Source organism: uncultured Cetobacterium sp. (genome assembly GCF_947072685.1).
GTDB lineage: Bacteria > Fusobacteriota > Fusobacteriia > Fusobacteriales > Fusobacteriaceae > Cetobacterium_A.
In genome coordinates this window covers 1-21,022 of the sequence record NZ_CAMTIK010000001.1, presented here as the reverse complement: position 1 = coordinate 21,022, position 21,022 = coordinate 1, and the positions used below count along the sequence as shown (strand labels likewise).

Below are 21,022 nucleotides of genomic sequence, written 5' to 3'. Positions count from 1 at the left end.
GGTATAATTCTATAAAATACTGTTTGAAGGAAAAATTTATGCTAAATAAAATTTTAAAAAAAATAAGAAGCGAACAATTAATAGAACCGGGAGATAAAATTGTAGTGGGGTTTTCTGGTGGTCCAGATTCAGTTTTTTTACTACAAGTTTTAATCCATGCTCAGAAAGAGATAGAGTTTGAAATAGTCTTAGTTCATATCAATCACCTTTTAAGAGATGACAATTCAGAAAAAGATCAGGAGTTTTCTGCCGAAGTGGCAGAGGAGTTAAATCTTCCAATTTTTATTAAGAGAGCTAGTATAGAAAAGATTTCAAAGGACATGGGAGTTGGTTTAGAAGAAGCCGGAAGAAAGATAAGATATGATTTTTTTAACGAAATTTTAAATCAAACTTCAGGAACTAAAATAGCGATTGCCCATAATTTAGATGATCAAATCGAAACTTTTTTATTTAGAATGATAAGAGGCTGCTCTTTGGAAGGGCTAGAAGGCATCAATCACAGAGATAATATCATAAGACCAATAAATGAGGTTTATAAAAAAGATATACTCAACTATTTGGATGCAAATGATATAGGATATAGAGTTGATGAAACTAATTTTGAAAATGAGTTTACAAGAAATAGTATCAGACTGGATTTGATTCCATATGTTGAAAAAAGATACAATGGAAGTTTTAAAGACAAGGTACATAATTTAATAGACGAGATAAGAGAGGTAAATCAAGTTCTGAAGGTGAAACTATCTGACTATAAGGATGAGGTACACGATAAGATAACCTTAAATATCGAACTTATGAGAATTGAACCCCCGTATATTCAGAGGAAAATAATCAATGAATATCTGAAAGAGTTTGGTTTAGAGGCGACTCGGGAAAAGATACTAAATATCATTAAAATACTGAATTCTGGGGGAAGTAAAACCTTGAATTTAGAGAACAACTATATCTTAAAAAAACAATATAGCAATATTTGGATAGAGAAACAAAAACAGAAAGAAAAACAAGAAAAAGAATCGATTAAAATAAAAATACCATTCAAAATTAACTTTAAAGGATACTCGTTAGAGGCTCGAGAAGATGATAAAAGCTCAGGGAAAAATGAGTTTTTAACTGATTTAAAACTAGGGGATGAGATTGAGATTAGAGCTAGAGAGGATGGGGATAGAATGCAACCTCTAGGAATGAGTAGTTATAAAAAATTAAAAGATATTTTTATAAATGAAAAAATAGTTCAAGAGGAGAGGGGAAAGGTGCCAATAATCTTAAAAGAGAAAGAGATTGTTTGGGTGGCTGGAGTAAAAAAAAGTGAAGTATTTAAGGGTGAAAAAAATAAAAAAGGGATTAAGCTAATCATGAGGAGGCAGGATGAAAACTAGAGAAGAAAATAAAGAAATGGCATTGTATAACTTCATTGAAGAAGAGCCGAAAAAAGATGAACAAAAAGATGATAAAGCTAGTGAAGAAACTCAAGATAAGTCTAAAGAGGAACAGGAAAAACAAGAATTAGAAGACAGAAAAAGAAAGATTAAAGAGAAACTAAAAGAGGGGATGGACAACGGGAAAAATGATAAAGATCCTCAAAGAGAACCCGGAGGAAGATTCAATCTGAAAGGTTTTGTGATGTTACTGTTTATAGTGACTATAATTTTATCACTGCCATCAATGTTCTCGAAATCAGATGCAACAAATGTAAAGACTGTTAGCTATACAGACTTCTTAAAAGATGTTACAGATAACAAGTTGGTGAGAGTTGACGAAAAGGAAGGGTATATCTACGGATACACTGCTGAGAAGGATGCAACTGTATTGAAAGCTAGAATGATAACAGATAGACTGGGGAGCGATCCACAACTAGTTAATTTGATAGAGACTAAAAATATTCAAATAGAATCATTACCACCACAGGAACTACCATTCCTATTGAATATGTTGGCATCTTGGTTCCCAATGTTACTGCTGATTGGAGTTTGGATATTCATGCTAAACAAAATGAATAAAGGCGGAGGCGGAGGTCCTCAAGTATTCAATATGGGGAAATCAAAAGCTAAAGAGAATGGAGAAAATATATCTAAAGTGACATTCGCTGATGTTGCTGGAATTGATGAAGCTAAAGTAGAGCTGGAAGAGGTTGTTCAATTTTTGAAGGAGCCAGATAAGTTTAAAACTTTAGGGGCTAAAATACCTAAGGGAGTGCTGCTTTTAGGAGCTCCGGGAACAGGTAAAACGCTTCTTGCAAAAGCTGTAGCAGGAGAAGCAGGAGTGCCATTTTTCAGTATGTCAGGATCAGAGTTTGTGGAGATGTTTGTAGGAGTTGGAGCATCTAGAGTTAGAGATCTATTTACCAAAGCTAGAAAAAATGCACCGTGCATAATATTTATAGATGAGATCGACGCTGTTGGAAGAAAAAGAGGAAGCGGACAAGGCGGAGGAAACGACGAGAGAGAACAAACCCTAAATCAGCTTTTAGTAGAGATGGATGGATTTGGAAGCGACGAGACAATAATAGTTCTAGCTGCTACAAATAGACCCGAGATACTGGATAAAGCCCTTATGAGACCTGGAAGATTTGATAGACAGGTTGTTGTGGATAGACCCGATATTAAAGGTAGAGTAGAGATATTAAAAGTCCATGCAAGAAATAAAAAGTTTGCAGAGGATGTGGATTTTGATGTTATTGCTAGAAAAACTCCTGGATTTGTAGGAGCAGACATAGCTAATATGTTGAATGAAGCGGCTATACTTGCAGCGAGAGCTGGAAGACAAGAGATAGAGATGCAGGATCTGGAAGAGGCTTCAGAGAAAGTGACTATCGGGCCTGAAAGAAAGTCAAGAATGGCAGTTCAAAAGGAAAGAATAATAGTTGCTTACCATGAGGTTGGACATGCGATGACGCAGAGGTTGTCACCTCATACAGAACCGGTTCACAAGGTTACAATCATACCTAGAGGAATGGCGGCACTGGGATACACGATGACGCTTCCAACAGAGGATAGATATCTGAAATCTAAAAATGAGTTTTTATCTGAGCTTGTAACTCTACTTGGAGGAAGAGCATCGGAGGAGGTTGTGTTTGGAGATATCACGACTGGAGCTAGTAATGATATAGAAAGAGCAACAGCTATAGCTCACGCTATGGTAACAAAGTATGGTATGAGTGAGAAGTTTGGTCCAATAATGCTAGATAACACTCGTGAAGGGGATATGTTCCAGCAAAAACTTTATGGAGAGGTTACAGCTAAAGAGATAGATGATGAGATCAGAGGCTTAGTATCAAACGCTTATACAAGAGCTAAAGAGATACTTACAGACAACAGAGAGACTTTAGAAACTATAACGCAGGCTCTTTTAAGACTTGAGACAATAACAGGTGAAGAACTAGATGAGATGCTACAGGGAAAAACTGTTCAGAGAATCGAAGAAGAGGATAGAATCAAAGAAAAACTGGCAGATATAGAAAAAGAAGAGGAAAAGTTAAAAGAGGAGTTAAAAAGCAAGGCTTCTCAGTCTGTTATGGAATAAAAAAACTTTACCAAAATGATAAAACATGCTATAATGAACTTAATCTTTGCTAGGATTTACGAGTAAGCTACGTAAACCTTGGCCCAGATATTAAATATTCAGGAGGAATACAATGGCTATTAACAAACCAGAAATAATAACTGCTTTTGGAAAAGATGCAAAAGATACAGGATCTACAGAGGTTCAAATCGCAATCTTAACAGCACAAATTAACCACTTAACAAACCACTTAAGAACTCACAAGAAAGATTTCCACTCAAGATTAGGATTACTTAAAATGGTTGGAAAAAGAAAGAGACTTTTAAGCTACTTAACTAACAAAGATATCGAAGGATACAGAGCTCTTATAGCTAAGTTAGGAATCAGAAAGTAATAATTGAAACGAGGATTCTTCCTCGTTTTTTTTTACCAAAAATACTGGAAAAACATATGGAGGAGATATGAAAAAAATTACTATTCTACTATTTTTAATCCTGTCTGTTTTAAGTTTTACTGAAGATGAAAGAACTCAAGAGGAGTATATCAAAGGAAAGATTCTCTACCTTGAAAGTGTTATTAAAGACAGAAGTGATCAAGAGGATGGAATAAAAGAGACAAGAGAATACAGTGTTAAGATTTTAGAAGGTGAGGACAGAGGACAAAGTGTGACTGTTCAGTCCCCTATATATGTGGAGGAGGCCTACAACATCTACATTCGAGACAATCAAAATGTAGTGCTTTACAAGGACGCTGTGGAAGGAGAGAAAAATATCTACTACATAGTCGATATAGATAAGAGAAACTCAATTTTGATGATTGTAGCGATTTTTATGGCGTTTACAATACTGGTAGCCAGATTAAAAGGTGTGAAAGCTCTATTGTCACTAGTTATAGTTATAGGAATTATTTACAATATATTTTTACCAGCTATAGCTGTGGGGTATTCTCCGATACTGGTTTCCACTCTCTGTGCTCTGCTGTGTTCAACAATTACAATACTTTTGACAACAGGATTCTCTAAAAAGGGGATGGTAGCTATAATAGGAGCGGTGGCAGGAGTTGTATTTGCGGGTCTTCTTTCGATGTATTTTTCATACAAGATGGCTATGACTGGATTTGTTTCGGTTGAGGCCTTAAACTATTCAAATCTTTTAAAAGGGATAAAAGTCAAAGAGATAATCTCGGCGGGAGTGATACTTGGAAGTATGGGTGCGGTGATGGATGTGTCTATGTCTATCTCATCAGCTTTAACAGAGCTAAAAGAAAGAGATATCACGATAACAAAGCATGAGATGTTTAGTTCGGGAATGAGAATAGGAAGTGATATAATAGGAACGATGGTGAATACACTGATACTGGCATATATAGGAAGTGGGATTCTTTCGACTCTATTTATCTATCTTCAGAAGGAACAATTTCCACTGATAAGAATTTTAAATTTTGAGTCTGTAGCAGCCGATATAGTTCGAGCTTTTGCAGGAAGTATAGGTATTTTGGTCGCTGTTCCAATAACTTCCTATCTATGCAGTATATTTATTGCTCAGTCGGAACAAAATGATTGATAACGTTATCCCATAAGTTTTCTTTTTTTAATATATATTCAATGAACTCTCTGACAGCTCCATCTCCACCATTTTTAGCGGATACGAAGTCCGAGATGTTTAAAATCTCTTCGACAGCATCTTTTGGAGAGCCTGCAAGCTTACATTTTTTCATGACAGCTAAATCTATGAGATCATCTCCCATATAGGCAACATTGGAATAGTCGATATCATATTTTTTTAAAATTGATTCTAAAGTTCCTATTTTATCTTTGATACCTTGATGGATCTCTTTTATACCTAGCTCCGAAGATCTTTTAGTCACGATTTGAGAGGTCTTTCCAGTTATTATGGCGACCTCTTTTCCTAAAGAGATAGCTTGAGTGATACCAAGGCCATCTTTGACATTGAAAGCTTTCATCTCGTCCCCGCTGTTTGAAACATAGAGTTTACCATCTGTGAGAGTTCCGTCAACATCTAAAACAATAAGTTTGATCATTTCATCCTCCTAAAAAAATATACAAAAATAAAATAAAACTGGGGATATCCCCAGTTTTATTTTCATAGCGTTAATTATAAAGCGTTAACTTTTGCAGCTAATCTAGCTTTCTTTCTAGAAACTGTGTTTTTCTTTATGATTCCTTTAGAAACAGCTTTGTCTAACTCTTTGTAAGCGATAGATAAAGCAGCTTTTGCAGCCTCAATCTCTTTAGTCTCAACAGAAACTAAAACCTTTTTAACCATAGTTTTTACTCTAGATTTTACAGCTTGATTTCTCTCTCTATTTCTCTCCGCTACTAATACTCTCTTTTTTGCTGATTTTGAATGTGCCAAATCAAAAACCTCCCTTTAATTTTAAATAAAATTTCATATCATAATAACATAAATAACGACTTATGTCAATATGGATTGCGATACTCAGTGTAAGTATTTCAATTTGACAGGTAAGCATAAAAAGAGACACTACAATATTTACAATGGACCAAGTATATTTTATCATATTTAACATAAAAAAAGAAGAAAAATTAAAAATAATATTTTATATTTTTGCAAAAAAAGAGTATTATGTTAGTGTAGTAAAATTTAAATTTTAGAAAGGGAAAGAATGAATATAGAGGAAAAAATATCTTCGGAAGCAAGGGAAAAGATTCAATTAGAGATAGAAGAAGCCGATGGAAATGAGGTTTTTTTTAGAGGGATTCCCGATGAAAACGGAGTGGTTACGGAGATAGAGGTTTTAGCAAGAGGAAATAGATACTCGGTTCCGGCAATTCTAAGAGCGATGAAGAAAGGGGAAGTTATCATACACAACCATCCTTCTGGGCACCTATATCCTTCGGATCCAGATGTAGAGATAGCAGCACTGTACTCCAACAGACTCGATGGGGCTTCATATATTATAAACAATGATGCCAGCGATATCTATGTGATAGTGGAGTTGAGTTTAAAGAAAAATATTGCGATAGATATAAAACCATATTTTGAAAAAAATGGACTTCTAGCGGGTGTTTTTAAGGAGTTTGAATATAGAAATGAGCAGTTGGAGATGGCACAGATTATAGAGCAGGGGTTAAATACCGAAACTAAAGTTATAGTTGAGGCTGGAACAGGAACTGGTAAAACTCTAGGGTATCTTATTCCTGCCATTGAGTGGAGCATAAAAAATAAGAAAAGAGTTGTTATCACAACAAATACTATAAATTTGCAGGAACAACTTCTAAACAAGGATATTCCAATAGCTAAAAAGGTTATAGAGGGAGATTTTAGCTATATTTTAGTGAAAGGAAGAGGAAACTATCTTTGCAATAGAAAATTGAGCAATGTGGCAACAGGGGATATTGTAGATTTTGAAGAGTTTAGTCAGAGCCAGAAGAGTCAGTTTAAAGAGGTTGTGAGATGGGGAGGTAAAACTGATACAGGAGATAAGGCAGAACTTCCATTTGAGGTAGATTACAGCATCTGGGAGCATTTCCAAAGTGAAGCCGATATGTGTGCAGGAGCTAAATGTTCTTTTAAAGCGGAGTGTTTCTTTTTAAAAGCAAGAGATGAGAAGAAAAAAGCGGATATTTTGATAACAAATCATCATATGTACTTTTCAGATCTGGCTATAAGAAAGGAGATAGGCTTTAACACTGAGTACTCAATCCTTCCAGAATATGAGCTGGTTGTTTTCGATGAGGCTCACAACGTGGAAAAGGTAGCAAGGGACTATTTCTCTTATGAGGTTTCCAAATACGGATTCACAAAGACTATGAATCAAATCTACACTTTAGAAAAATCTAAAAAAAGAGGAACGGGAAGTTTAGATGTATTTATAGGATATTTGAAACATACGGATTTTGATGGAAAAAAAGGAATTGAAAGAGATTTAGAGAACGATATTAAGTTGAGACATAGAAATCTTTTAAGTTCTGGAAGAGCATATTTTAATTTTTTAATAGATGCTTTTTCTAAGGGGCAGATGACAAGTATAACATATAGATTGAAAAAAGGTGAGTTTGAAAGAGCTAAATACTATGCACAGCTGGATAACTTAAAGGATGAGTTCATAGCGGATATCTCCTCATACCTAAAAAAAGTTAAAAGTATTTTAGGGAAGTTAAAAGATTTAGAGGATAAAGAGGGATATATGAGTGATTTCTCAAGATATGTAGACAGGCTTGAAGGTTTTTTTGAAAATCTTAAATTTATAACAAGTTTAGAGGATGAGAAGTTTATATACTGGGTGGAAGTAAACGGAAAAAAAAGTAACTCGAAGCTGGTGGCAACTCCACTAAAAATTGATGGAGAGTTGGATAAAAACCTGTATAGCAATTTGAAGCAGATGGTGTTCACATCGGCAACTATCGCTATAGGAAATGATTTTAACTACTTCAAAGAGAGTATCGGGCTAAAGGAGAAGACTTTGGAAAAAGTGATTCATTCCCCATTTGATTATAACAATCAGATGACGGTATATCTTCCTAAAGATCTATTGAATCCAAGTGATCCTAAATTTATAGATAGCATCAGAGTTTTCTTAAAAGATTTAATCTTGAAAACTTCTGGAAAATGTTTTATACTATTCACTTCCTATTCAACATTAAACTACATCTACTATATGATAAAAGATGAACTGGAAGAAGCTGGATTAAACCTTCTGATTCAAGGGCAAGCTCCGAGATCTCAACTTGTAAACACCTATAAAACAGTAAAAAATCCTGTTTTATTTGGAACCGATTCATTTTGGGAGGGTGTGGATATAAAAGGGGATCAGCTCAGCTCTGTAATAATAGTGAAGCTCCCATTTAAAGTGCCGAGTGACCCTGTAACAGAAGCGATTATAGAGAGTATAACACAGCAAAATAAAAATGCTTTTGTGGAGTATCAGATACCAGAATCTGTGATAAAGTTTAAACAAGGAATCGGAAGATTGATAAGAAGTAAAAGTGATAGAGGCATAGTTACAATATTGGATAATAGAGTGATTACGAAGAGCTATGGAAAATATTTTAAAGAGGCTATCCCTACAAAAAATGTAAAAATTTTGACAAAGGAAGAGGTACTAAAAGATATTTCCAAAACTTAAAAGGAGCAACTAATATGAAAAAAATTGAGCTGTTTGGTCTAAGTTTAACTTTTAAACTGAATAAGAAAAACTCAGACGATGCTGAATTATACACTAAAGATCATCATCTGAGAGAGAAGATATTCTATCTGATTTTGATGATAATGGCTATAGTTATTAGTTCAAAGGGCGGATATATAATCAATGAACAGAAGTATGATATCGGGGATGTGGCAATCAACGATATATATGCACCGAAGAGTGTACTTTTTAATGATAAGGATAAAAAGCAGGATATTATAAAAAATCTGATGGAGGGCTCTAAAAAGGAGTATATATATGTTCCGCAAGCTGGAACTGTATATATCTCAGCGGCTGAATACCTGTTTGATGAGGTGTTGAAGAAAAACTTTAAGAAAAACAAACTCTATCTGGATAGAATAGAGGATGTTATAGGAAAACCTCTGCCTCCTAAACTGATAGGGGGACTGACACAGCTAAATAAAAAGGAGCTACTTGAGACCAAAGAGAGAGTTATTGGATTTTTAACGAAAGCTTACGCCACAGGAATAATTAGGGAGAAGGGAATTTTGACTATTTCACCTCCGAATGATGAAGCTTTTGCAGAGTTAACAGATTTTGATAAGAGGATTGTAGAAAACTTCTTAACAGCTAACTATATCTACGATGAGACAAAGACTAAAAACTCGATAGCTGAAAAGATATCTCAAATTGACGATCAAATTTTAGATATTAAAGCTGGGACACTTTTGGTGAAAAAAGGGGATATAATAACCGATAGCAAGTCAAAACTGCTGGAAGCAGCGGGGATATATACGTATAAGAAAAGTTTAGGGTTTTCAGTCTCAAATCTTTTATACACAATAATCCTAACTGTTATTTTCTATCCACTTTTGGTGACGAAATTTAAAAGAAATATATTGAATAAAAATCTGTATAGAAGTTTATTTTTAATCTATACAATTGGGTTTTTAACATTTAGATTCACAAAATTGGATCACATATACTTTGTTCCATTTGAGACAATGTATTTTTTAATGTGTATACTGTTTGCCAAGGATTTTGCAATTCTTACAACGGCGATGGCTATCTCATATCTATTTCCAATTGTGGGGTATGATCCAGTATTTGTGATTGTGACATCCCTTGTATGTATAATGGGGACATACCTTATAGAAAAGGTGACAACAAGACAAGAACTTATAGCTCTAGGGATGAAACTTGCGGTTACAAAGTTTTTCTTGTACTTACTTTTGACATACTTTATAGGAAGAGAGCAAAGCTTAGTTGTTCTTCAAAGTGGAGAGATTGTGGTTTCTGGTCTTCTATCAGGAATGCTAGCAATAGCTGTGCTTCCATATTTTGAAAAAACATTTAATATTTTGACAACGTTTAGACTTCTAGAGTTAGGGGACCTATCACATCCATTGCTAAAACTTCTGTCTATGAAAGCTCCGGGAACGTTCCATCACTCTATGATGGTGGCGACTCTATCGGAGGCGGCAGCTGAGGCGATTGGAGCAAACGCAATATTTGCAAGGGTAGCATCTTACTATCACGATATAGGAAAGATGAAAAGACCTAAATTCTATGTGGAAAATCAGGAGGGGGGAGAAAACCCTCACAGCAAGATATCACCATTTTTGAGCAACTTGATTATAACGTCTCATACAAAGGATGGAAATGAGCTTGGAAGAGAGTATAAAATTCCTAGAGAGATAAGAGATGTCATGTTTGAGCATCAGGGAACAACTATGCTGGCATATTTTTACAACAAAGCTAAACAGCTGGATCCAACAGTTATTGAAGATGATTTTAGATACAGCGGTCCCACACCCAGAAGTAAGGAGTCTGCAATTATAATGCTAGCAGATTCTGTGGAAGCGGCGGTGAGATCGATAGATGAGAAAACTCCAATCACGATAGAGAATATGCTACGTAAAATAATAAACTCAAAGATAGAGGAGAATCAACTGTCAGAAGCAGCACTTACATTTAAAGAGATAGAGATAATAGTAAAGACATTTACGAAGGTACTTATGAGCATACACCATGTGAGAATTAAGTATCCAGGGCAAAAATAATATATGAAGTGAGGAGTAAATAGATATGGAAGTAGTATTGGATTTTTCAGTGGAGATTGAAGGATACGGTGAATTTTTAAAAGAGGATGAGGTACAGGAGTATATATGTGAGGTTTTAAATGATGAGTTTGAATCTGAAAAACCTGTATATATGTCGGTAGCTTTGGTAGGAAATGAGGATATTCAAAGAATAAATAGAGATTTTAGAGATAAAGATCAGCCAACAGATGTGATTTCGTTTGCATACCATGAAACAGAGGACTATATGATAGGACCATACGACACTTTAGGGGATATAATAATCTCTTTAGAAAGGGTGGAGGAACAGTGTAAAGAGTATAACCACTCTTTTAGAAGAGAGTTTTTCTATGTTCTAACTCACGGGATGCTACATCTATTAGGTTATGACCACATAGATGAAGAGGATAAAAAAGAGATGAGAGCCAGAGAGGAAGAGATTCTAGCAAAATTTGGACACACAAGAGACTAGGAGGGGCTATGGAGGAAAAAAAGGGGAAACAGGATATAACTCAAAGTTTTAATGTAGCGATAGAGGGAATTATTGAAACGATAAGAACGGAAAGAAATATGAAGTTTCACGCTTTTTCAACGATACTTGTTCTGATGATTGCAATATTTTTAGGTGTCAGCAGAATGGAGCTGATTGCACTTTCGATAAGTATGTCGTTTGTACTGGTTGCGGAGCTCCTGAATACAGCTATAGAGAGTTGTGTGGACTTGATGTCTCCGGGATATAATATCTTGGCAAAAAGGGCAAAAGATGTGGGAGCTGGAGCAGTTTTTATAGCTGCCACAAATGCACTGATTGTGGGATATCTTGTTTTTCATAAAAGGGTTGCAGGTGAGTTTGATAAGTTTTTTGAACTTTTAAAGGGTTCATATGCAAATGTGATAGTGTTTATACTTATATTTTTAGTGGTTTTAGTTATAGGAATAAAGAGTTTTTTTAGAAAGGGAACACCTCTAAGAGGCGGGATACCAAGTGGGCATAGTGCACTTGGAGGAGCTCTTTTTACCGGGATATTTTTTTTGACAGATGATGTGAGAATCTTTTATCTCTCGCTTTTTCTGCTGATTTTAGTTTTACAATCGAGGGTTGAAGGAAAAATACATACAGTTTTAGAAACGATAATAGGAGCGGTGCTAGGAATGGGAATAACCTATCTCTTCTTGTCGTTACTGGAAATATAGGAGGAGAAAATGCAAAGAGCAAAGGACTATTTACTCCTGAGTGTACTTTCTTACTGTAATTTTACAGAGGATGATTATGGGAAAAGTTTAAGCCAAGTGTATGAAGAGAACGATCACTCAAAATTGGATACAGATGGATTTTATTTTTGTACTTTTAAAACAAGGTTTCTGTTCTGTCAATTTTTTGAAGATATTTTAGATAAATGGGAGATCTTTTATATACATAACAAAAGAGCTTCCTATGGAGATAAGGACTCGACTGGGTTTTATAGCGTTGTTTTTAAAAATGTTTTAGAGGACAAATATGTGATCTCCTATCGTGGGAGTGAGAAGTATCCCATAGAGGATGCGTATAAGGATTTTATAGAGAATGATCTAAAGATTGGACTGGGAGTAAAACCCATTCAGTTCTATGACGGACTGGAAGTGTTCAATAAAATTTATGATGAATTCAAGATTCCAAAGGACAAAATTTCAATCACGGGACACTCATTGGGTGGTGGAATAGCTCAATTTGTGAGTATAATGGTTGACAAAGAGAGAGGATTTATCCCCTATACATGCACATGGAATGCTGTTGGAATAAATAGAGATGGAATCATAAATCTTTTGGACTTTTTCAACTATGACAAGATTCTGGATAAAATTAGATTAAATGATATTGAAAAACAGTATTTCTTGGAGTTTAAAAATGAGTATCTCTCATTTTTTTTAAAGGAGTTAAAAAAAGGAAAGATAATAAAGGATAACAACACGTTGTTGATATCTCCAGATGTACAGATATCTCCAGATATAGATGAGGGATTTATTAAGAACTTCATGAAAAATACAAAGTTTGATAATATTTTAGCAAAACTTTCAAACGATACAAAAAATGAGATGTTGGATGAAAATAGGGTATTCAGTGCTCTGTTTAAGGTGGATAATTTGACTGAGGAGCTCTTTGAAGCCGATTATTTTATAAGAAGAATCAAAGAGAATAGGGTCTATGATGAAAACATTGTTAACTTTTGTCACTCGGAAGACCTGACGGTCTCACTATTTGCTCATATAGGGGCTGTATATCAAGTGGATAAAGGTTTTTTGAAAAAAGAAGTAAGTAAAAAAACAATATTTTCAAGCTTGAGATTTTTTACAAAATCAGTTCAAGAGTATCACTATCAGGATGTGTTTTTACCCTTTATAGAGGTGGATGGAGAGAGAAAAGGGATGTTTAGTAAAAACCTTTCTGTTCAATATCTAGGAACATTTCTTAGAAAGATATTTTCTTTGGAGTACTGTGTGGAGAAAGAACTTTTAGCGGAGTATTACAGTTTAGTTCCAATCACAAATCAAAATTATAGGAAAATAAAATTACATGTCTTGACCGCAATAAAAAAATGTGGGGACGATATCTTGTACAAACAACAAGCTTACAATCAACTCAAAGAGATGGATGAGATGACGTTTAGTAGAGTTTGGGAAAATTTAAAATTTAAGCTTCCGAGTCCATATAGGACACAGGATATATACGATCTCATACTGTTTTAAAAAAACATGTGAAAAATAAAAGGAGTCACTTTCATAAAAAAGTGACTCCTTTTTTCGTGAAAAAACAACGGTCAAAAATAGTTCATCAAGATATTGTTTTCACAATGAAATGTAATTTGAGAAGCTTTTAAGTCAGTGAATTTTTTAAAAAAATAACCTAAAAAAGTTTAAAAACTGTATACAAAAACCTAAAAAAGTTCATAAATATTATAAAAAATTCAAAAAAAAGAAAAAAATAAAAGAAAAAACTTTGATTTTAAGTCAAATTATGTTAATATAAAAAAGTGATAATGAAATGAAAAAACGATCTTAAAATAACCATTTACAAAATGAATGGTAACTATATTTAGGGAGGGGAAAACCTATGATAAAGAAGGTTTTATTAGGAACGATGGCACTTAGTTCTTTGGGATTTGCAGCAGATCTATCTACAGTGAGTGGAGAAACCACAGCAGTTTTTGCTAAAAAAGAGGTGAGCAATGGAAAACCATTGATATACTTATCAGAAAACTTTCATGAGATGGCAACAGTGCCAGGTTTTTCTATGGGGGCACCATCAGGTTTAGTTTCATCATATGGAGTTGCCTTTGCAGGACTGTCTGGAAAGACAAACAGCGATGATACGGATGGAGCACTAGCTCTAGGAATGGGATTTGGAGATGCTGAAACTATAGGTGGAGCGATATCTCTAGGAGTTGGAAGTGTAGATCCAAGAGATGGAGGAGCTTTCAACAGAGGGAATTTGAATATAAGTTTTGGACGTCATTTCAAAGATTATGGATTTGGTTGGTCAGTTGGAATGAATGGAGTAAACCTATGGCATGATAATGGAACTGATGGAGATAATGAAAATCCAAGTTTTTATACGGCGGTGACGAAGTTATGGTCAAATGATATTGCACCAATAGCGATAACAGCAGGACTTGGAAATAACTCTTTTGCAGATGTAAATATTGAAAATAGAGATAGAAAAGAAGAGGTTGGAGGATTTGGTTCGATAGCTGTATATATTTTACCGCAGATGAGTTTGATTTTAGATTATACTTCAAATGTGGTGACATTGGGAACAAGTATTGTACCTTTCCCAGATTACCCAGTATCTGTTAACCTAGGAGCAACTAATCTAACTAAACAGGGACCAGAGGATAAGGTATCTGCAATTGGATCAATAGCAGCAGCATATGTATTTTAAATAGGGGGGGATTGATATGAAAAAAATTATATTGGTGATGATATCACTACTTTTTATAAATGCAGTAGTTCTATGTGCTGAAGAGGAAACAGCTACTCAGGAGGAGACAACAATATCAGCAACTGAGGCAAGCCCAGCAGCGATGACAAAAGGCGAATCATTTATGGCAGCCTTTGGTATGGGAGACTCTGGTGTTATAGATGGAGGAGAATCTGGAGGTTCAACAGGAGGAGCAGCATCTTCAGTTGGAGCGGTAGCAGCAGCGCATGCAACAGCACATGTGGGATCGACGGCACTGACAAGCCCACAAAATACACCGTACACATACAAATAAGAAGAGATTTATAAAATACCAATAAAATAGAAACTGAAAGCAACACATTAATAATGATAGAGTAATGAAAGCGATCGGGAGTTGGTCGCTTTTTTTATCCAAAAATTAAGATTTGATGGGGAGAACAATGAGGAAAAAAGAGGATTTTTATGAGGATGACTTCTACGAGGATGAGGAGGAACTAGATCTTATGGATCTTGTTTTTACACTTCTGAGAAGATGGAAATTGATTATGCTTGTGGCGATACCTATATTTGCACTGGGAGTATTCTTTGCAGCTACAAGACCAACAGTCTATAAAGGGGAGCTAACACTTATGGTTTCTAGCGGAAGAAACTATTCGGCCAACTCTTTGGACGGTGGGGAGCTTTCGATGAATCAGAAATTGGCAACAACATATGCTGAGATAGCCAAAAGTCGAGCTATTTTAAATAATGTTATAAAAAAATATGATTTGGATGAGAGTCTAAAAGAGTTACAAGAAAAGGTGACAATAGAACCTGTTGAAGATACTGAACTTCTACAACTGACATATAAAAATGGAGATCCACTTATGGCAGCTGCGGTTGTAAATGAGATTGGAAACGAGTTTATGTTAAAGGTTCGAGAGGTTATGAACTTTCAAAATATAAAGATAGTTGAACCAGCAGAGGTACCAAAAGAACCTTTACCTAAAAAAAGAGCTCTTATCCTTGCAATATCATTTGTACTATCTGGGATGATTGGATGTATGGTAGCTTTTATAGTTGAATTTTTCTTCTGTAAACTGAGAAAACCTAAGGATATAGAGAAGATACTTGGAACAACGATGCTTGGAATGGTTCCGGACTTCAACCTTTCATTGGTAGAGGAGGGGAAAAATGGAAAATAAACATTCTAGTAAGAGACAACTGTTTTTTAAGGATGCCAACAATCACGAAATGAATGAGGCTTTAAGAGTTATTAGAACAAACCTTCACTTTCTAAATGAAAAGGATGAGGATAGAACTGTTTTGATAACGAGTACAACTCCCAAGGAAGGAAAGAGTACAATAGCTTCAAACTACGCTATGAGTATAGCTATTACAGGGAAAAAAGTTCTGCTTATAGATTGTGATATAAGAAGACCAAGGGCTCATGAAAGTTTTGGGGTTGATTTTAAAAAGGGATTGGAATCAGTTTTAACTGATGAATCTCTTGTGGATGAAGTTTTACTAAAAAATGTTGAGAAAAATCTGGATATTTTACCGACAAGAAATATGGCTCACAATGTGACGGAACTATTTCTAGGGGATAGAATGAAAACTCTTTTAAAGGAGTTAAAAGGGAGATATAACACTATAGTTTTAGATACACCACCACTTATAGTGGCGAGTGACGCAGCTATTTTATCTAAATATTGTGACGGAGTTGTATATGTTGTAGCCTATGATCAGGTTGCTAAAAGAGAACTTGAATTTGGAAAAACTATGTTAGAGAACGCTAAAGCGAATATCTACGGATTTATAGTGAATAGAGTGGATAAAAATGGACTTTCATATGGAAACTATGGCTACTACAACAACAACTACTCATACTATAAGGATTATTATACGGAGGAGGGGGAAAACCTCTCAAGAGAATATATACCTAAAAAAGGTATAAAAGGATTTGTAGAAAAGCTAAAAAGAGACTATAGAAGACAACTGAGTGGAGACCAAAAGGGGAAAAAATGGTAGATGTCCACACGCATCTGCTCTTTGGAGTGGATGATGGACCTGAAACATTAGGGGAGTCTATAGAGCTTGTAAAGCTGGGGAAAAAGTTGGGATATAAAGAGTTTATACTCACATCACACTTTGCTAAAGGAAGATTTAAAAATCAAAACTATGATAAAAATTTTGAAATTTTAAATGAGGCTTGTAAAAAATTGAATCTAGACGTTGTTTTTCATAGGGGGAATGAGGTGTATCTGGATGAGAACTTGGATGTGGTATTGAAAGAGAAAACGTTTAACACGGTAGGTGGAAGATATCTTTTGGTAGAGTTCTCACCTCTGACTCCTGTGAAAGTAGGAGAGGGGATGCTGGCAAGAGTTATGAGACATGGGTATATCCCAATACTGGCTCATGTGGAAAGATATAGAAATTTTACTGGAAGCGATATAGTGAGAATTAAAAAAATGGGTGTAAAAGTTCAAGTAAACATATCTGGAGCGTGTTCTAGCAAAAGAGTGGAAAGACTTTTAAAAGAGGGGTATATAGATTTTTTAGGAAGTGATGCACACAAGATGGGGAAAAGGGATTATAATCTTGAGAGCGAACTTTTATATATAAAGAGTATAGTTGAGAAGAGAGTGTTTAGAAAGATACTTTTGACAAATGGAAGGGATATTTTAAAAGGAAAAGAGATCAAGGAGGATTTTGGGGATGAGGAAAAAGTTTCTAACTGGAGCTTTTTTAGCACTATCTTTGGGGGCATATTCAAAGGGAATTGGGCTAGAGGAGATTCTAAATAGGGTTGAAGTGGCAAACCCTGAAGTCAAGATACAAGAGTTGGATGTGAGAGTTAAAGAGAAGGGTAAAAACAAAGCTTTAAAAAATCTGATTCTACCACCTGTCAATCTTTCTACAGAGGAGGATTGGGAGATTGTAAAGGATGAAGGAATAGGATTTAAAGAGATTGAAGCATATATCCCAATATTTCAAGGTGGAAGAATGATGTATGGGTATAAAAAGGCTTCGAAAGAGTTGGATATTGCTAAAGAGAGCCAGAAGTTAACACTTTATAGATGGCAAGAGGAGAGTGTATCTGAGTATTTCTCAGCTCTAAACTATCGAAAGCAAAAGGAGATTACAGATAAAACAATTGAGGCTTTGACAAAACAGAGGTCAAGACTGGATGGATTGTACAGAGAGAACAAACTTATTCCAAAGTCAGAGGTTTTAAAAGTGGATGCGGATATCGAAAATAATGTGGCCTTAAATCTTAGAAATAACCAGAGGGAGAGAGCGGCAAAAGAGACTCTTATGCAACTTTTGGGATATGATCTAGACAAAAAAGTGGAACTGGATGAGTTCAGTGCCATAAATTACTTAGAAAACATAGGGGTAATAAAAAAAGTTGACGCTCCAGAGAGCACAACTTTAGGAAAAAGAGAGAGTCTTCTTGTGGATGTCGCTGAATATGATGTGAAGATAGCAAAAGCTAATCTCTATCCATCATTTTATGTGAAGCCTTCCCATAAATTTAAAGAAAAAGTTGGAGATAGACTTGAGACAAGAAATGAAGGAATGGTTGAGGTAGGATTTAGATATGTCTTTGAATGGGGTGGAACAATTGATTCCATAAATCAAAGTCAATACAAATTGGATCAAGCTAAAATTAGGTATGAAAACAATATCAAAGGGATAGACCTAGATATGAGAAATAAACTTGGTGAGATAGAATCTCTTGCAGGGCAGAGTCAGGCTCAAAGGAAAAGGGTGGAACTGTTACAGGAAAACTTAGGGATAGATAATTTAAGATACGACAATGAACTGGTGACAACATTTGATTATTTGAACTCGGTAAATCAGTTGAGAACAGCTCAAGAGGATTATTATAAACTTCAAAGAGAGTTAGTACTAGCAGTTATTGAGTATGAAAATCTGTATAGATAGGAGAAAGAGATGAATAAAAAGATAGTTATAGGGATTTTATCTCTTCTACTTGTGGCTGGAGTAGCTTATAAAGGGAATAAGTTTTCGAGAGGGAAAGAGGTAAAAATTTCAAAAATTGAGATGGGGACGCTTTCCAGTTCAATTTTATATGCTGGGGTTGTGGCTCCGGGAGATGTTGTACCTGTGTATGTGGAGGCACCAGCACTTGTTGAGAGTATAACTGCGCGTGTGGGACAAGAGGTTGAACCTGGGGATAAACTGATGGTTTTTAGTTCTAAGAGTATAATTGAAAACGATAAGGAGCTGCGTATAAACCAACTCGATATCAAAGATATAAAATTGAGAGTTGCTGACCTTGAGGGTGGATCACTCAAGCTTGAACTGGATAACAGAAAGTTAGAGATGAGAAACTTAGAGGAAAGAGTTAACGGAGATATAAGAAGGCTTCCAGTTATAATGGCGGAGACTAAAAGTTTAAGGGATAAAGCTGAAGCTTATAAAAAGCTTTTGGCTCAAGATGGAGTTTCAAGTACAGAGGCCAGTCGTGCTATGACAGAGGCAGATAAGAAAGCTGTAGAGCTAGAGGATTTGAAAATGGCACTGGATTTAAATAGACAAAAGTTTGAATTGATGGCTGTAAGTTTTGAAAGCTTGACAAGAGAGCTTCAGATTGAAGAGGCCAAGTTAAAATCACAACTAGAGAAGTTAGAATTAAACAACGAGATTTTAGCAAGACGTGCCGAGCAGTTAAAAAAACCGCTAGTTGCACCGATATCAGGAGTTATAACAGCAATAGATGTTGTTGAGGGAAGTAATGCTCACAGCGGTGAAAGGCTTCTAGCTATCTCACCAAGAGGGGAGAGCATTATAAAAGTTGAGGTACCAATGTATCAGGCCGCAAGTGTTTCAAAAGATCAAAAGGCAACTATAAGGACAAGTTCATCTGAGGGAGAGCTAGTGTATGAAGGGATTGTCTCAAGAGTTTCAAGTGTTGCTAGAGAGAGTCTTTTAGGAAGTAAAAGGGATAAGGTCATAGAGGTTGAGGTAAAAGTGGCTGAACAGAACAGTTTAAAGCCAGGATTTATAACCGACGTGGAGATAAGCAGTGAATCTTTAAGAGATGTTGCAAGAGTGAACTCTTTTTCAGTTTTGGAAGAGGGGGATAAAAGTTATGTGTTCACAGTTGAGGATGGAAGAGTTAGAAAGACCGAGGTCAAGTTAGGGGCTAAGACAAACACTGAGTATGAGATACTGAATCTACCTGTGGGGACCGAAGTTGTGATAAATCCATTCAAAGTAAACAGTGGAGAGAGAGTAAGGGCTGTGATTTGATGAGATTTTGGATGGCATATAGATTTCTTTTGGGAAATAGAGGAAGGGCTTTGTTTCCACTAGCTGGTGTTATTGTTGGGGCTATGGCACTTGTGATGACTCTTTCGCTAGGAGAGGGAGCTAAAAAGATGATAGCAAATGATCTCTCAGCCATTGGAAAAAACAGAATACTTGTGGGCGGTGAAAATCTAGGAAGTAGGGACCTAGAGATTGTTGAACGATTACCATTTGTGGAGTATGGGGTACTTCCAGAAAAAAAGGTGAGTGTTGGAAATATACTGTATAAAAGCTATTCAAAAAAAGCACTCAAAGCTATGGGACTTGGAGAACTTTCAGAAAATGAGGTAATTTTAGATAAAACACAGTTTCCAGAGGCTAGAGTAGGGGAAAATATTGAGCTTGAAACTGGAAACGGGAAAAAAAAATTTAGGGTTCGGGATTTGTATCAGGAGTTAAGTCCGTTTGAGACTATGAAGATAGGGGATAGAGTTATAGTTGGGGATTTAACATTTGAGAAAATCTTTGGAAGGAGAGACTATGGAAGTTTGGTCGTATCCTTTCCACAAGATGAAGACGGGGTGGAATATATACCAGTAATACTTAGGGAGCTGAATAGGTCCCGATTAAGTTACAGGCAGATTCGGTTATTAGAAACACCAGACGTCTATAGAAAAGTGGAGAGGATAAAAACTTTTGTGAGCAAAAGTTTATTTATCCTCTCTTTTATTTCTTTAGTTGTCGGTGGAGTTGGGGTTTTAAATCTGATTGGAAGTTCAGTTAGAGAAAGAGGAGCATACATTGGGATACTGAGAACTGTGGGTATGCAGAAAAAGCAACTCATGGAGATATTTCTTTTGGAAGGGGCGATAGTAGTGGGTATTGGAACATCTATTGGATCACTTCTAGGGGTTGTGATGTCATATGTAGCAGGGGTTATCCTAAGGATACCACCAAGTTTTAGTCTTGGGGGGATATTTATGACAGCGCTTGTCACTATGGGAGTAGGACTGGTATTTGGTGTGTTCCCAGCTAAAAAAGCTGGAGAGCTGGAAATAGTTGAAGCACTAAAAGTATAGGGGAAGTTAAAGGGGATGGGGAGATGAAACACAAT

19 protein-coding genes are annotated in these 21,022 nt (G+C 35.6%); 17 read left to right on the top strand and 2 right to left on the bottom strand.

Annotated features, from left to right (window positions below):
• The first annotated feature begins 38 nt into the window (after nt 1-38).
• The 4 genes from tilS (at nt 39) to Q0V67_RS00080 (ending at nt 5,060) form a co-directional block, all read left to right on the top strand.
• Nucleotides 39-1,376, top strand: coding sequence for a tRNA lysidine(34) synthetase TilS (gene tilS, locus Q0V67_RS00095; protein ID WP_297595862.1), 1,338 nt, complete (start codon nt 39-41; stop codon nt 1,374-1,376).
• Nucleotides 1,366-3,519: an ATP-dependent zinc metalloprotease FtsH gene (gene ftsH, locus Q0V67_RS00090; protein ID WP_297595860.1), complete on the top strand. Its 2,154-nt coding sequence runs from the start codon at nt 1,366-1,368 to the stop codon at nt 3,517-3,519. The genes tilS and ftsH overlap by 11 nt, the downstream gene beginning before the upstream one ends.
• A 112-nt stretch (nt 3,520-3,631) precedes the next feature.
• The gene (gene rpsO, locus Q0V67_RS00085; protein WP_297595858.1) at nt 3,632-3,892 is read left to right on the top strand and encodes a 30S ribosomal protein S15; all 261 of its coding nucleotides are present in this window, start codon (nt 3,632-3,634) and stop codon (nt 3,890-3,892) included.
• Nucleotides 3,893-3,959: 67 nt separating this feature from the next.
• The gene (locus Q0V67_RS00080) at nt 3,960-5,060 is read left to right on the top strand and encodes a YibE/F family protein (protein ID WP_297595856.1); all 1,101 of its coding nucleotides are present in this window, start codon (nt 3,960-3,962) and stop codon (nt 5,058-5,060) included.
• Here Q0V67_RS00080 and Q0V67_RS00075 read toward each other — a convergent pair.
• Nucleotides 5,032-5,538: an HAD family hydrolase gene (locus Q0V67_RS00075; protein WP_297595855.1), complete on the bottom strand. Its 507-nt coding sequence runs from the start codon at nt 5,536-5,538 to the stop codon at nt 5,032-5,034. The genes Q0V67_RS00080 and Q0V67_RS00075 overlap by 29 nt on opposite strands.
• Nucleotides 5,539-5,612: 74 nt before the next feature.
• Nucleotides 5,613-5,873, bottom strand: coding sequence for a 30S ribosomal protein S20 (gene rpsT / locus Q0V67_RS00070; RefSeq protein ID WP_297595853.1), 261 nt, complete (start codon nt 5,871-5,873; stop codon nt 5,613-5,615).
• 271 nt (nt 5,874-6,144) lie between these two features.
• Between rpsT and Q0V67_RS00065 the strand changes: the two genes are divergently transcribed.
• The 13 genes from Q0V67_RS00065 to Q0V67_RS00005 all read left to right on the top strand — a co-directional run bounded on the left by Q0V67_RS00065 (nt 6,145) and on the right by Q0V67_RS00005 (nt 20,987).
• On the top strand, nt 6,145-8,607 hold the full coding sequence (locus Q0V67_RS00065) for a helicase C-terminal domain-containing protein (RefSeq protein WP_297595851.1): 2,463 nt from the start codon (nt 6,145-6,147) through the stop codon (nt 8,605-8,607).
• Nucleotides 8,608-8,621: 14 nt separating this feature from the next.
• Complete coding sequence (locus Q0V67_RS00060; RefSeq protein ID WP_297595849.1) at nt 8,622-10,691, top strand: HDIG domain-containing metalloprotein; 2,070 nt, start codon at nt 8,622-8,624, stop codon at nt 10,689-10,691.
• Between the two features lie 25 nt (nt 10,692-10,716).
• Nucleotides 10,717-11,181 carry an rRNA maturation RNase YbeY gene (gene ybeY, locus Q0V67_RS00055; protein ID WP_297595846.1) on the top strand — a complete coding sequence of 155 codons (465 nt, stop codon included), beginning with the start codon at nt 10,717-10,719 and terminating at the stop codon, nt 11,179-11,181.
• An 8-nt stretch (nt 11,182-11,189) separates the two neighbouring features.
• Nucleotides 11,190-11,903 (top strand): diacylglycerol kinase, encoded by a 714-nt coding sequence (locus Q0V67_RS00050; RefSeq protein WP_297595844.1) that lies wholly within the window; start codon nt 11,190-11,192, stop codon nt 11,901-11,903.
• Nucleotides 11,904-11,912: 9 nt separating this feature from the next.
• Complete coding sequence (locus tag Q0V67_RS00045) at nt 11,913-13,433, top strand: hypothetical protein (RefSeq protein ID WP_297595842.1); 1,521 nt, start codon at nt 11,913-11,915, stop codon at nt 13,431-13,433.
• 364 nt (nt 13,434-13,797) lie between these two features.
• Entirely contained in the window at nt 13,798-14,625 is an 828-nt protein-coding gene (locus tag Q0V67_RS00040) for a hypothetical protein (RefSeq protein WP_297595840.1), read from the top strand.
• Nucleotides 14,626-14,641: 16 nt separating this feature from the next.
• Nucleotides 14,642-14,959, top strand: coding sequence for a hypothetical protein (locus tag Q0V67_RS00035; protein ID WP_297595838.1), 318 nt, complete (start codon nt 14,642-14,644; stop codon nt 14,957-14,959).
• A 127-nt stretch (nt 14,960-15,086) separates the two neighbouring features.
• Complete coding sequence (locus Q0V67_RS00030) at nt 15,087-15,830, top strand: Wzz/FepE/Etk N-terminal domain-containing protein (protein ID WP_297595836.1); 744 nt, start codon at nt 15,087-15,089, stop codon at nt 15,828-15,830.
• Nucleotides 15,820-16,656 carry a CpsD/CapB family tyrosine-protein kinase gene (locus Q0V67_RS00025; RefSeq protein WP_297595834.1) on the top strand — a complete coding sequence of 279 codons (837 nt, stop codon included), beginning with the start codon at nt 15,820-15,822 and terminating at the stop codon, nt 16,654-16,656. The genes Q0V67_RS00030 and Q0V67_RS00025 overlap by 11 nt, the downstream gene beginning before the upstream one ends.
• A complete protein-coding gene (locus Q0V67_RS00020) occupies nt 16,650-17,435 on the top strand; it encodes a CpsB/CapC family capsule biosynthesis tyrosine phosphatase (RefSeq protein WP_297595832.1) in 786 nt (261 codons plus the stop codon). The genes Q0V67_RS00025 and Q0V67_RS00020 overlap by 7 nt, the downstream gene beginning before the upstream one ends.
• The gene (locus tag Q0V67_RS00015) at nt 17,347-18,579 is read left to right on the top strand and encodes a TolC family protein (RefSeq protein WP_297595831.1); all 1,233 of its coding nucleotides are present in this window, start codon (nt 17,347-17,349) and stop codon (nt 18,577-18,579) included. Before Q0V67_RS00020 ends, Q0V67_RS00015 begins: the two co-directional genes overlap by 89 nt.
• 9 nt (nt 18,580-18,588) lie before the next feature.
• Nucleotides 18,589-19,911 (top strand): HlyD family efflux transporter periplasmic adaptor subunit, encoded by a 1,323-nt coding sequence (locus Q0V67_RS00010; RefSeq protein ID WP_297595829.1) that lies wholly within the window; start codon nt 18,589-18,591, stop codon nt 19,909-19,911.
• Between the two features lie 11 nt (nt 19,912-19,922).
• The gene (locus Q0V67_RS00005) at nt 19,923-20,987 is read left to right on the top strand and encodes an FtsX-like permease family protein (protein WP_297595827.1); all 1,065 of its coding nucleotides are present in this window, start codon (nt 19,923-19,925) and stop codon (nt 20,985-20,987) included.
• Nucleotides 20,988-21,022 lie beyond the last annotated feature (35 nt).